This window comes from Aeromonas sp. PS2Canimalfood6, from assembly GCF_048276795.1.
GTDB classification, from domain to species: Bacteria; Pseudomonadota; Gammaproteobacteria; order Enterobacterales; family Aeromonadaceae; genus Aeromonas; species Aeromonas caviae.
In genome coordinates, this window is sequence record NZ_JBLUXC010000038.1 from 1 (window position 1) to 13,544 (window position 13,544).

Sequence of the window (13,544 nt, forward strand, 5' to 3'; positions counted from 1 at the left end):
TGCATTGATAATAGTCATGGCTTCGGGCGTGTCGGTTTTTTTTTGCGATTAAATCAGATCACAAACGAAGCCTTTTTTCTATCTATTTCAATTGGTTGTAGCTAAAGATCCTGTACATGAGCAGCAGATAGCTGGCACTGAGCAACAGGAAGGTCTCCTGACGCGCGCTCAGGCCATAGGTGACGCCGAGCAGAGGACCGATGGCCGCCCCCAGGTTGAGCAGGAAATAACGCAGGTGCAGCGCCAGCTCACGGGCTTTGGGCTCGGCCAGATTGTCGGCCATCAGTGCCTTGCCCGGTGAGTCGATGAGCCCGTAGGAGAGTCCGCTGCCGATCACCCCGAGTGCCAGCCAGCCCACCTGGTGGGAGAGGCCGAGCAGGGCCACACTGGCGGCGGAAACCAGGCAGCCGAACAGCAGGATGTTGCGCCGCCCCCATTTGTCCGAGAGCCAGCCGCCATAGAAGCTGACAAGAGTGGAAAGCGCCGCCGTGGCCCCCAGGATCAGGCCTATCAGGGTCGCCGAAAGTCCGTAGTCACGGTAGAGCAGGATGGAGAGAAAGGGCCAGACCATGAAGAAGGTGGTACGCACCATGAAAGTGCCCAGGATGACGATCCAGACCAGGGAAGGAAACTGCCTGAGGTAGGCCCATGACATGCTGCAATTCCTTTTGCCAACGAAGCGGGGCAGTCCCTTATATCAAGGGGCGCCAAAAGGAACAAGGAGACAATCTGCGCCATGCCGGGCGACAGGCACAAAAAAGCCGACCCAAGGGTCGGCTCTTTCACATACGGCAGCCTTATTCGGCAGCCGGCTCTTCGACGGCAACGGCAGCAGGAGCAGCAGCCGCTTCGGTCGGTGCGTTCGCTTCCTTGATGGAGAGACGCACACGGCCCTGACGGTCCACTTCCAGTACCTTCACCTTCACCACGTCACCGATTTTCAGGAAGTCGGCCACGTTCTGCACGCGGGCATCGGTGATCTGGGAGATGTGCACCAGACCGTCTTTACCCGGCAGGATGTTGACGAAGGCGCCGAAGTCAGCCAGGCGCACGACCTTGCCTTCGTAGATGCGGTTCACTTCGATCTCGGCGGTGATGGCCTCGATGCGGCGGATCGCTTCCATGGCGGCTTCGTTGGCCACGGCGGAGATGCGAACGGTACCGTCATCATCCAGCTCGATGTTGGTGCCGGTCTCTTCGGTCAGGGCACGGATCACGGAACCACCCTTGCCGATCACGTCCTTGATCTTCTCAGGATTGATCTTGATGGTGTGGATGCGCGGTGCGAAATCGGAGATCTGGGCACGGGGAGCCTGGATAGCTTCGTCCATCACCTTCAGGATGTGCAGACGAGCGCCACGAGCTTGCTTCAGCGCAATCTCCATGATCTCTTTGGTGATGCCTTCGATCTTGATGTCCATCTGCAGCGCGGTCACACCTTCGCTGGTACCGGCTACCTTGAAGTCCATGTCGCCCAGGTGATCTTCGTCACCCAGGATGTCGGACAGCACGACGAAACCTTCTTCTTCCTTCACCAGACCCATGGCGATACCGGCAACGGAGGCCTTGATCGGCACACCGGCATCCATCAGCGCCAGGGAGGAACCACAGACAGACGCCATGGAGGAGGAACCGTTGGATTCGGTGATTTCAGAGACTACGCGCACCACGTACGGGAACTCGGCGGCGCTCGGCATCACGGCAGCAACGCCGCGCTTGGCCAGACGGCCGTGACCGATTTCACGACGCTTCGGGCTGCCCATCATGCCGGTCTCGCCGACGCAGTAGGGCGGGAAGTTGTAGTGCAGCATGAAGCGATCGGCGCGGTTGCCGGTCAGCTCGTCGATGTTCTGGGCGTCACGCTCGGTACCCAGAGTGGCCACCACGATGGCCTGGGTTTCACCACGGGTGAACAGGGCAGAACCGTGGGCACGGGGCAGGATGCCGGTACCGACGGAGAGGGCGCGGATCATTTCCGGATCGCGACCGTCGATACGCGGCTCACCACGTACGACGCGACCACGGACGATGCGGCTCTCCAGGCTGTGGAACTCTTCGCCGATCTTCTTGGCATCTTCTTCCACGCCGGATGCGATGACTTGCTCGACCACGCGGCCCTTGATGGCAGCGATGGTTTCGTAACGAACAGCCTTCTCGGTGATACGGTAGGCTTCACCCAGTTCAGCTGTGGCCAGTTCGGCAACTTTGGCTTTCAGCGCTTCGTTGACGGCAGGCGGGGTCCAGTCCCAGGGCTTGGTACCGACGTCGGCAGCGAATTCATTGATGGCGTTGATCACGGTCTGCATCTGCTCGTGACCGTAGACCACGGCGCCCAGCATCACCTCTTCGGAGAGGATGGCTGCTTCGGATTCCACCATCAGCACCGCATTGGCAGTACCGGCAACCACCAGATCCAGATCGCTCTGGGGCAGTTCGGTGGTGGTCGGGTTCAGCACGTACTGGCCGTTCATGTAACCCACGCGGGCTGCACCGATCGGGCCGCCGAACGGGATGCCGGAGATGGCCAGGGCCGCGGAGGCACCGATCATGGCAACGATGTCGGGAGAAACGGCCGGGTTCACGGACATGACGGTGGCAACCACCTGAACCTCATTGAGGAAGCCTTCCGGGAACAGCGGACGGATGGGACGGTCGATCAGACGGGAGATGAGGGTCTCACCCTCGCTCGGACGGCCTTCACGACGGAAGAAACCACCCGGGATACGACCAGCAGCATAGGTACGCTCCTGATAGTTGACGGTCAGCGGGAAGAAATCACGGCCGTGATCGGCCTCTTTCTTGCCAACGACAGTCACGAAGACACAGGTATCGTCCATGCTGACCATGACGGCCGCAGTGGCTTGACGGGCCATCACACCGGTTTCCAGTGTGACGGTGTGTTGACCGTACTGGAATGACTTTACAATAGGATTCACGTGAATTTCCTTTTAACAATTTGGCGCTTTAAATTCGCGTGCAAGTATACTTGATTCGCATCAAAAGGTAAGCGCGGACGTCAATTCTGTGAGGCAGGCAACGGCCTGCATCCTGTTTGAAACGGGCAATAAAAAAGGGGAACCTCGCGGTTCCCCTTTTTTGCGAAATCTGATGGTCGATTAACGACGCAGACCCAGCTTGGCGATCAGAGCAGCGTAGCGCTGAACGTCTTTACGCTTCAGGTAGTCCAGCAGCTTACGACGCTGGGAAACCATGCGCAGCAGACCGCGACGACCGTGGTGATCCTTGGCGTGCTCCTTGAAGTGACCTTGCAGATGGTTGATCTGGGCAGTCAGCAGGGCAACTTGCACTTCGGGGGAACCGGTGTCGTTGGCGCCACGAGCGTTGTCGGCAACGATTTGAGCTTTGATCTCAGCATTTAGAGACATGGTATTACTCCAGTAGAGTGTTTAAAGGTTCACAGCCAATCTCTAATTCAGCCGTGAAATGAGGGCGGTATCATAATCGTCCCGGCCCCTTTTCGCAACGGGAAAGACGCGTGACAGAACGATACCACCTGAGGATCACTCCTCGTCATGGTAGCGAACCAGACGCTTGGGCGCCACGCGCCCCTCGTCATCGATCTCGCCAACCCCGATGAATTCGCGCTCCGGGCCAACCGTCATGCGGACCTGGCCACTTTGGGGGCTACCTGCCACCTGCACGGCCTGACCCTGGTTCACATAGGCGGCCACGGCGACCAGCATGTTCACCTCGGGCAGAGAGGCCACAGCGGTGTCCATCGGCAGCAACAGGGGATCCAGCTGCTCCCGTGGCGGAATGCTTTCGGCCTTGGCCTGCTCGAAGATACACTCGAGCTGCTCCAGGGTCAGCATCCGCTCGTAGGGGTAGCTCGCCACCTGGGTGCGACGCAGCTGGGTGACGTGAGCGCCACAGCCCAGCACTTCCCCCAGATCGTCTACCAGGGAGCGGATATAGGTACCCTTGCTGCAATGCACTTCCAGCTTCACCTCGTCCCCCTCGAAGCCGAGCAGCTTGAGTTCGAAGATGGTGATGGGACGGGCTTCCCGCTCGATCTCGATCCCTTCACGGGCATATTCGTAGAGCGGGCGGCCGTTGTGCTTGAGGGCGGAGTACATGGACGGCACCTGCATGATGGGGCCGCGGAACTGGTCCAGCGCCTCGATCAGGGTGCCCACCGCCACGTTCACCGGGCGGGTGGAAACCACCTCGCCGTCGGAGTCACTGGTATTGGTGCGCTCGCCCAGCTTGGCGGTCACCTCATAGCGCTTGTCCGCTTCCAGCAGATACTGGGAGAACTTGGTGGCCTCCCCGAGGCAGATCGGCAACATGCCGGTGGCCAGGGGGTCCAGGGCGCCGGTATGGCCAGCCTTGGCGGCGTTGTAGATCCGCTTGACCTTCTGCAACACATCGTTGGAAGTCAGGCCGGTCGGTTTGTCCAGCAGCAGGATGCCGTGTACGTCACGGCCTTTGAAACGACGTCTACGAGACATCTCAGGCGTTATCCTCAGTCGTGTCATCCGGTGCGGATTGCTCTTCGTCACGACCGGCTTCAGTCATGCGACGCTTGTCTTCACGCACAGTGTTGGTCACCAGGTTGGAGAGGCGCATCCCCTCGACCAGGGTCTGGTCGTAGTAGAAACGCAGCTCGGGCACCACCCGCAGACGCATGGCGCTGCCCAGCAGGCTGCGGATGTAACCGGCAGCCTCGGTCAGGCCCTTGAGCCCTTCCTTGATGCGCTCGGCGTCATTCTCCAGTTGCAAGAAGGTGACATAAACCTTGGCATAGTTGAGGTCCTTGGAGACCTCCACGTCGGAGACGGTCACCATGCCGATGCGCGGGTCTTTCACCTCGCGCTGCAGGATCAGCGCGATTTCACGCTGGATCTGCTGCCCGACCCGACGGGTCCGGCTGAATTCTCTGGCCATATTCTATCCTGCGATAAAAGGGGGCCGCGGCCCCCTATTTTGTCTAACGCTCGGCTTACAGAGTCCGCTGGATTTCAACGGTCTCGTACACCTCGATCTGGTCGCCTTCACGCACGTCGTTGTAGTTCTTGACCGCGATACCACACTCGTAGCCGTTGCGAACTTCGTTGACGTCATCCTTGAAGCGGCGCAGGGATTCCAGCTCGCCTTCATAGATAACCACGTTGTCACGCAGAACGCGAATGCGGTTGGAACGCTTGACCACACCTTCGGTAACCATACAGCCGGCAACGGCGCCGAACTTCGGCGACTTGAAGACGCTACGCACTTCAGCCAGACCGATGATTTCCTGACGATACTCAGGAGCCAGCTTGCCGCTCATGGCCTGCTTCACTTCGTCGATCAGGTCATAGATGACGGAGTAGTAACGCAGATCCAGGCTCTCGGATTCGATGACCTTGCGCGCAGAAGCGTCGGCACGGACGTTGAAGCCCACCAGGATGGCGCTGGAAGCCGCGGCCAGGGTCGCGTCGGTTTCGGTGATGCCACCTACGCCGGAACCCACGATCTTCACCTTCACTTCGTCGGTGGAGAGTTTGACCAGCGCATCGCAGATCGCTTCCACAGAGCCTTGTACATCGGCCTTGATCACCACGTTCACTTCGGACACTTCGCCCTCGGTCATGTTGGCAAACATGTTTTCCAGCTTGGCCTTCTGCTGGCGAGCCAGCTTGACTTCGCGGAACTTGCCCTGACGGTAGAGCGCCACTTCACGGGCTTTCTTCTCGTCACGCACGACCGTGGCTTCGTCACCGGCAGAGGGAACGCCGGACAGACCCAGAATTTCCACTGGCAGAGAGGGACCTGCTTCCTTGATCTCGCGACCCAGTTCGTCACGCATGGCGCGAACCCGGCCGTACTCAAGACCACACAGCACAATGTCGCCCTGACGCAGAGTGCCTTCCTGTACCAGCACGGTGGCAACCGGACCACGACCTTTATCCAGGAAGGATTCGATCACGACGCCGTTGGCCATGCCGTCAACCACCGCTTTCAGCTCCAGGACTTCGGCCTGGATCAGGATGGCTTCCAGCAGGTCGTCGATGCCTTCGCCAGACTTGGCGGAGACGTGCACGAACTGGCAATCGCCACCCCACTCTTCGGACATGACGTTGTAACGGGCCAGCTCGGTCTTGACGCGATCCGGATCCGCTTCAGGCTTGTCGATCTTGTTCACCGCAACAACCAGCGGCACACCGGCCGCCTTGGCGTGCTGGATAGCTTCGATGGTTTGCGGCATCACGCCGTCGTCAGCTGCAACAACCAGCACAACGATGTCGGTCGCCTTGGCACCACGAGCACGCATGGAGGTAAACGCCGCGTGACCCGGGGTATCCAGGAAGGTGATCATGCCGCTGTCGGTCTGTACGTGGTACGCACCGATGTGCTGGGTAATGCCACCGGCTTCGCCTGCGGCGACCTTGGCTTTACGGATATAGTCCAGCAGCGAGGTCTTGCCGTGGTCGACGTGACCCATGATGGTCACGACCGGCGCACGCGGCTTGGCTTCGGAGGTCTCGTCACGATCGCTAAGTACCGCCTCTTCCAGCTCGTTCTCACGGCGCAGCACTACCTTGTGACCCATCTCCTCGGCGACCAGCTGAGCGGTCTCCTGGTCGATCACCTGGTTGATGGTGGCCATGGCACCCATCTTCATCATCACCTTGATGACTTCAACGCCCTTGACGGCCATCTTGTTGGCGAGCTCCGCCACTGTGATGGTCTCGCCGATGACGACGTCACGGTTGACCACGGCAGCCGGCTTGTTGAAGCCGTGTTTCATGGCGTTCGGCATGGCCATCTTGCCACGCTTGCCTTTGCGGGCACGGGGATCGCGGGAGTTGCGGTCATTGCGGTCGTCTTCGCGACGGCCGACCTTCTTCGGCGCCTTGGCAGCGGCAGCCGTGCGACGGCTGGTCTCTTCCTTACGATCCAACTCATCTTCGGCCGCTTGCGCGTGCTTGTTGGTGGTCAGATGGTAATCGCTGCTCTCTTTGGCGCGAGCCGCTTCTTCTTCAGCCCAGCGGGCCGCATTCTGTTCCGCCATGATGCGAGCCTCTTCGGCTTTCTTCGCGGCGAGTTCTTCAGCTTTTTGCAAAGCTGTCTGTTCCTGTTGGCGCTTCAGTTCTTCTGCTTCGCGCTTGGCCATCTTTTCTGCCTCTTGCTGAGCTGTGCTAACGGCTGCTTTGGCGGGCTGTTGAGCCTGTCGAGCCTTCTGTTGTGCCTCGATCCGCGCCTTTTCCTCAGCTTCACGACGAGCCTGCTCAGCCTCACGGCGAGCCTTCTCTTCAGCGTCGAGGCGGGCCTTCTCTTCGGCCTCGCGACGAGCTTTTTCTTCTGCTTCCAAACGCGCTGTTTCCTCGGCTTCCGCCTGGCGCTGTTCATCTTCCAGCGCCGAGCGTCTTACATAGGTGCGAGACTTGCGCACTTCTACCTGCACTTCCTTGTTCTTGCCACCAGTCCCCTGAACACTCAGGGTGCTCTTGGTCTTGCGCTGCAAGGTCATGCGAGCAGGTGCGGTGACCTCGTCACCTCCATGCTGTTTCTTCAGATGTGCCAGCAGAGTCTGTTTCTCAGACTCGCTGACCATGTCGTCGGCCTTGCTCTTCACGATGCCGGCATCGACAAACTGCTGGAGAAGACGATCAACCGGCGTGTCGATGTCAGTGGCAAGTTGCTTAACTGATACTTCTGCCATTCATTTTCCTCCGTTTGACCTTATTCAGACTGCTCTTCTCCGAACCAACAGATATTGCGAGCAGCCATAATGAGCTCACCTGCCTTCTCGGCGGTCAACTCTTCGATGTCGGCAAGGTCATCGATACCTTGCTCTGCCAAATCTTCCAGGGTGCCGACACCGCGAGCGGCCAGGGCATAGGCCATTTCACGGCCGAGGCCGGAGAGATTGAGCAGTTCTTCGGAAGGCTCGACGCCTTCAAAGGATTCTTCTTTGGCCAGGGCCTTGGTGGTCAGGGCATCCTTGGCACGCTTGCGCAGCTCTTCGACCATGTCTTCATCCAGACCGTCGATGGCCAGCAGCTCGTTGGCCGGGACGAAGGCAATCTCTTCCAGGGTGGAGAAGCCCTCTTCCATCAGCAGGCCGGCGAAATCGTCGTCGATATCGAGGGTGCTGGTGAACAGGTTCATGATGCGGTCGTTCTCGGCCTGGTGCTTGGCACGCATGTCCTCGACGGTCATCACGTTCAGTTCCCAACCGGTCAGCTGGGAGGCCAGACGCACGTTCTGACCGTTGCGGCCGATGGCCTGGGCCAGGTTGGCGGCTTCCACGGCGATGTCCATGGTGTGGTTGTCTTCATCGACGATGATGGAGGCCACATCGGCTGGCGCCATGGCGTTGATCACGTATTGGGCCGGGTTGTCATCGTACAGCACGATGTCGGCACGCTCACCGCTCAGCTCGGCGGAGACGGCCTGAACGCGGGCACCACGCATGCCGATACAGGCACCGATCGGGTCGATACGACGATCGTTGGTCTTCACCGCGATCTTGGCGCGGGAACCCGGATCACGGGCAGCGCCCATGATTTCAATCATCTCTTCGCCGATTTCCGGCACTTCGATGCGGAACAGCTCTTTCAGGAAGTCCGGGCTGGAGCGGCTGACGAACAGCTGGGAACCACGGGCTTCCGGACGCACGGCGTAGAGCAGGCCACGGATACGGTCGCCGGGACGGAAGGTCTCACGGGGCAGCATGTCGTCACGGAAGATCACGGCTTCGGCATTGCTGCCCAGATCCAGGATCACGTTGTCGCGGTTGCTCTTCTTGACCACGCCGCTGATGATGGTGCCTTCCTTGTCCTTGAACTGGTCAACGACTTGGGAACGCTCAGCCTCGCGCACTTTCTGCACGATGACCTGCTTGGCGGTCTGGGTGGTGATACGGTCGAAGGTCACAGAGTCAATCTGGTCTTCAACATAGTCGCCGATCTGGATATCCGGCTGCTCGATCTGAGCGGCTTCGAGAGTGATTTCCCCGTACGGGTTCTCCATGGAAGCCTGATCGGCCACCACGACCCAACGGCGATAGGTGTCGTAGTCACCGGTCTTGCGATCGATCTCGACACGCACTTCAATCTCGCCTTCGTATTTTTTCTTGGTCGCAGTCGCCAGCGCAGTCTCCAGAGCCTGGAAAATCTTCTCGCGGGGGACAGCCTTCTCGTTGGACACAGCGTCAACGACCAGCAAAATCTCTTTATTCATATCCGATAGCCTCGTTAACCAAAGTTCGGCACTATGTTCGCTTTTTGGATATTGGTGAAAGCCAACACCTCGTCCTTACCATCTACCGTCAGAGTGATCATGTCCCCCTGCACGGCTTTGATTACGCCTTTGAACTTGCGGCGGTTGTTTGTTGCCATCCGAAGCGTTACCGCCGCCTCCTGGCCAACGTATTTTTCGAACTGGGCGACCTTGAACAGTGGACGATCCAGACCCGGGGAAGACACCTCAAGGTAGTACTCCTCGGTGATGGGATCTTCGACATCCATGATGGCGCCGACCTGGCGGCTCACCTCGGCACAGTCTTCCACCGTCACGCCTTGCTCCGAGTCGATGAAAACGCGCAAGGTCGAGTGCTTACCCGCACGGATAAACTCGATACCCCACAGTTCAAAACCCAAGGCAACGACCGGAGCCTCGAGCAGATCGGTCAAACGTTGTTCCAACGTAGCCAAAGTCACCCTCCGAAAAACGAAAAAAGGGCATATAGCCCAGATAGAAATAGATTCAGAGTAAATTGCACATAACAAAAAGCCCCGATGTCAAATCGGGGCTTGGCGCTTTACCCTGATTGTCGCCTCGCAGCGACCGCCTTCCTGAGCGTAGGAAATGCGTGAAATTTGGTTGCGGGGGCCGGATTTGAACCGACGACCTTCGGGTTATGAGCCCGACGAGCTACCATGCTGCTCCACCCCGCGTCCGAAATCGTGCGAGATTATAGCCACTTCACTCTCGTGAGACAAGACTCAGCGGCTATAACATCCCGGTTACCCGGGTTCACTGCTTAATTGGTGCCGTGGGCGGGACTCGAACCCGCACACCCTAGAGCACTACCCCCTCAAGATAGCGTGTCTACCAATTCCACCACCACGGCAAAACTCTTATTCGGGAACGTCAGTATCTTTCTTCACTGGCGCTTTGCTCTGCTCAACTTGTTGAGTCTGTTGCAGATTTTCCCATTCACTACCCTGTTTGACCTTGTTGCTGGACATGGAACCCAGAACCAGACTAATCAAGAAAAACAGAGTAGCCAAAATCGCTGTTGTGCGGGTCAGGAAACTTCCTGAACCACCGGAGCCGAACACTGTATTCGATGCCCCTGCGCCGAAGGAGGCGCCCATATCAGCCCCTTTACCTTGCTGAATCATCACCAGACCAATCAGAGCCAGCGATACCAGCAGATAAACGACCAAAAGAATCTCGTACATTTAACTTGCACCCTTTGCCGCTTCAACTATTCCTAAAAACGCCTCGCCATCAAGACTTGCCCTGCCTATCAGACCGCCATCAATATCGGGCTGCGCAAACAAATCTTGTGCATTGGCCGGTGTCACGCTCCCACCATAGATGATTCTGACTTTCTCACCTATTACCGGAGTATCCTCCGCCAAGCGACTGCGAATAAAGGAATGAACCTCTTGTGCCTGCTCGGGTGTGGCGCATTTACCTGTACCTACAGCCCAGATTGGCTCGTAGGCGATGATAGCATTATCGAAAGCCATCGCGCCATTTTTCTCTATGACGATGTCCAGTTCCTCGGCAATCACCTCAAAGGTTCTTCTTGCCTGCCTCGCCGCGCCTGACTCACCCAGACAAAGTATGGGTATCAGACCTGCTGCTCTGACTGCCGCAAACTTCTCTGCGACGATAAAACTGGTCTCACCAAAGAGACGCCTGCGCTCGGAGTGACCAACAAGTACATATCGGCAACCTGCCTCGACCAGCATCTCACACGAGATTTCACCCGTATAAGCGCCTTGTCTGTGCTGGCTCACGTTCTGAGCCCCCAGCTTCACTCTTCCCTGCTCACCGAGCAGTTCGGCCGTGAAACCGAGATGCACATGGGATGGACACAAGACCACATCTACGTCTTCATCAATGCGCTCTGCGCACTGACTCGTAAACTGCTCTAACTGCGACCTACTACCGTGTAACTTCCAGTTGGCTGCTACAAACGGCTTGCGATGTCCCATCGGCAACTCCCTTGCGAAAGCGGGGCTGATAATATCCAGAGGATGCTCAGCTGACAAGTGCTATTTTCAAATTTTCGAATCGTTTGAACAAGATACAACCAAGACGACTAAAAAGCCGCCTTGGTTGTTCATTAAAACGCCGATTCGACCTGTTTGGCGATGCGCTCTGCCATATCGCGCACCTGCTGTTCGTGTTCACCTTCGACCATGACCCGGATCAGGGGCTCGGTGCCGGATTTGCGCAGCAGCACCCGGCCACGGCCGGCCAGTTCCAGCTCCACTGCCGCCACTTCCTGCTGAACGGCACTGGAGGTCAGCGGATCCTTGCCTTCGGCGAAGCGCACATTGACCAGCACTTGCGGGAACTTGCTCATGCCCGAACGCAATTTGGCCAGCGGCATCTCGGCACTGCGCATGGCCGTCAGCACCTGCAGGGCGGCGACGATACCATCCCCCGTGGTGGTCTGATCCAAGCAGATGATGTGACCGGAGTTTTCGCCCCCGATGCGCCAGCCCTTCTCGTTCATCATCTCAAGCACGTAGCGGTCACCTACCTTGGCACGGGCGAACGGGATGCCCAGGGTCTGAAGCGCCAGCTCCAGCCCCATGTTTGCCATCAGGGTGCCCACCACACCGCCCTTGAGGCGGCCATGGCGTAAGGCATCCCGGGCGATGATGTAAAGGATCTCATCCCCGTCGATGATGTAACCAGTGCTGTCCACCATCACCAGACGGTCGCCGTCACCGTCGAAGGCGACGCCGAGATCTGCCTTGCATTCCTGGACCTTGGCGGCCAGCGCCTCCGGTGCGGTGGAACCGACGCCGTCATTGATGTTGAGCCCATCCGGGCTGCAGCCGATGGCGATGACTTCGGCACCCAGCTCGCGGAAGACGGAAGGGGCGATGTGGTAGGTGGCACCATGACCGCAATCCACCACCATTTTCAGCCCTTCCAGGCTCAGATTGGAGGGGAAGGTGCTCTTGCAGAATTCGATGTAGCGACCAGCCGCATCATCGATGCGCTGCGCCTTGCCAAGCTCCGCGGACTCCACGCACTTGAGTTCGTTGTCGAGCTCGGCTTCGATGGCCAGCTCGACATCATCGGGCAGCTTGGTGCCGTCGGCGGAGAAGAACTTGATGCCGTTGTCGTAATAGGGGTTGTGGGATGCACTGATGACGATGCCGGCTTCGGCACGGAAGGTGCGAGTCAGGTAGGCAACCGCCGGGGTGGGCATGGGTCCCATCAGTATGGCTTTGAGACCGGCGGCGGAGAGCCCCGCCTCCAGTGCCGACTCCAGCATATAACCGGAGATACGGGTATCCTTGCCGATCAGCACCTTCTTGGTCCCTTTCTTGGAGAGCACCTTGCCGGCGGCCCAGCCCAGTTTCATGACGAAATCCGGGGTGATCGGGTATTCACCCACCTTGCCGCGCACGCCGTCGGTGCCGAAGTACTTTCTGGTCATTGTCTGTTTCTCGTTTTTCTATTTGGATATGAAATCTTGTCCCGTCATGGTCATCCAGCCTGTACGCAAGACATCCATGGTGGCCCGCACGTCGTGCACCCGGATGATCCTGGCGCCATGTTGCAACCCGATCAGGGCACAGGCCAGACTACCAGCCAACCGCTCGGCTACCGGGCGGTCAAGCAGGTTGCCTATCATAGACTTTCGTGACATGCCCACCAAGAGCGGAAGTTGGTAATCGAGCAGTGACGCCTGCTGTGCCAGCAGCTGATAGTTGTGCGCCAGCGTCTTGCCAAAGCCATAGCCTGGATCCAGTACCAGATGCTCACGCGGGATACCGGCCCCCAGACAAGCGGCAATCCGCTCGTCAAAGAAGGCTCTCACCTCCCCCAGCAAATCGTCATAGTGCGGCTCCACCTGCATGGTACGGGGCTGCCCCTGCATGTGCATGAGGCATACCGGTACGCCAGCCTCGGCCGCCGCGCCCAGCGCTCCCGGCTCTTGCAGGGCGCGGACATCATTGATGAGGTGACCACCTGCAGCACAACCCTCCCGCATGACAATCGCCTTGGAGGTATCGAGGGAGATCATCACATCCAGCTCGGCGACCATGCGCTCCACCACGGGGATGACCCTGTCCAGCTCCTCCTGCTCGCTCACGTCGGGGGCGCCCGGGCGGGTCGACTCGCCACCTATATCGATAAGGGTGGCCCCATCGGCCACCATGTCGCGGGCATGACTCAACGCCAGATCGATCTGCTTGAAGCGGCCACCATCTGAAAAGGAGTCCGGCGTCACATTGAGAATGCCCATGACATGGGGACGGTCGAGAGAAAGGGGACGTCCCTTGCTGATTAACTGCATTGCTTCAACTACCTCCAACAAGAGCGGCAAACTC

General features: G+C 58.6%; 11 protein-coding genes, 2 tRNA genes and 1 pseudogene. All 14 read right to left on the minus strand.

The annotated features are described in order from the left end of the window. Positions 1-118: 118 nt before the first annotated feature. Positions 119-655: pseudogene (locus tag ACNPAA_RS14725) on the minus strand (MFS transporter); the annotation flags it as partial. Between the two features lie 142 nt (positions 656-797). Next, the gene (pnp, locus tag ACNPAA_RS14730; RefSeq protein WP_029314766.1) at positions 798-2,936 is read right to left on the minus strand and encodes a polyribonucleotide nucleotidyltransferase; all 2,139 of its coding nucleotides are present in this window, start codon (positions 2,934-2,936) and stop codon (positions 798-800) included. Positions 2,937-3,116: 180 nt separating this feature from the next. Then, a complete protein-coding gene (gene rpsO, locus ACNPAA_RS14735; RefSeq protein ID WP_010675364.1) occupies positions 3,117-3,386 on the minus strand; it encodes a 30S ribosomal protein S15 in 270 nt (89 codons plus the stop codon). Positions 3,387-3,521: 135 nt separating this feature from the next. Further along, complete coding sequence (truB, locus tag ACNPAA_RS14740) at positions 3,522-4,472, minus strand: tRNA pseudouridine(55) synthase TruB (protein ID WP_010675365.1); 951 nt, start codon at positions 4,470-4,472, stop codon at positions 3,522-3,524. A 1-nt stretch (position 4,473) separates the two neighbouring features. Next, positions 4,474-4,908, minus strand: a complete 435-nt coding sequence (gene rbfA, locus ACNPAA_RS14745; protein WP_010675366.1) for a 30S ribosome-binding factor RbfA — start codon at positions 4,906-4,908, stop codon at positions 4,474-4,476. 55 nt (positions 4,909-4,963) lie between these two features. Continuing rightward, the gene (infB, locus tag ACNPAA_RS14750; RefSeq protein ID WP_029314767.1) at positions 4,964-7,666 is read right to left on the minus strand and encodes a translation initiation factor IF-2; all 2,703 of its coding nucleotides are present in this window, start codon (positions 7,664-7,666) and stop codon (positions 4,964-4,966) included. 20 nt (positions 7,667-7,686) lie between these two features. Next, positions 7,687-9,189, minus strand: coding sequence for a transcription termination factor NusA (gene nusA, locus ACNPAA_RS14755; RefSeq protein ID WP_161469852.1), 1,503 nt, complete (start codon positions 9,187-9,189; stop codon positions 7,687-7,689). Between the two features lie 14 nt (positions 9,190-9,203). Beyond that, positions 9,204-9,662 (minus strand): ribosome maturation factor RimP, encoded by a 459-nt coding sequence (gene rimP, locus ACNPAA_RS14760; protein WP_010675370.1) that lies wholly within the window; start codon positions 9,660-9,662, stop codon positions 9,204-9,206. A 166-nt stretch (positions 9,663-9,828) separates the two neighbouring features. Next, positions 9,829-9,905: transfer RNA gene (locus ACNPAA_RS14765), tRNA-Met, on the minus strand. A gap of 91 nt (positions 9,906-9,996) precedes the next feature. After that, positions 9,997-10,081 (minus strand) — tRNA-Leu (locus ACNPAA_RS14770). 7 nt (positions 10,082-10,088) lie between these two features. Then, complete coding sequence (gene secG, locus ACNPAA_RS14775; protein ID WP_010633113.1) at positions 10,089-10,415, minus strand: preprotein translocase subunit SecG; 327 nt, start codon at positions 10,413-10,415, stop codon at positions 10,089-10,091. Continuing rightward, positions 10,416-11,180, minus strand: a complete 765-nt coding sequence (gene tpiA, locus ACNPAA_RS14780; protein ID WP_045525799.1) for a triose-phosphate isomerase — start codon at positions 11,178-11,180, stop codon at positions 10,416-10,418. It abuts the gene before it with no gap. Between the two features lie 131 nt (positions 11,181-11,311). Then, the gene (gene glmM, locus ACNPAA_RS14785) at positions 11,312-12,646 is read right to left on the minus strand and encodes a phosphoglucosamine mutase (protein WP_042014473.1); all 1,335 of its coding nucleotides are present in this window, start codon (positions 12,644-12,646) and stop codon (positions 11,312-11,314) included. An 18-nt stretch (positions 12,647-12,664) separates the two neighbouring features. After that, positions 12,665-13,510, minus strand: coding sequence for a dihydropteroate synthase (gene folP, locus ACNPAA_RS14790; RefSeq protein ID WP_161469851.1), 846 nt, complete (start codon positions 13,508-13,510; stop codon positions 12,665-12,667). Positions 13,511-13,544: the final 34 nt, after the last annotated feature.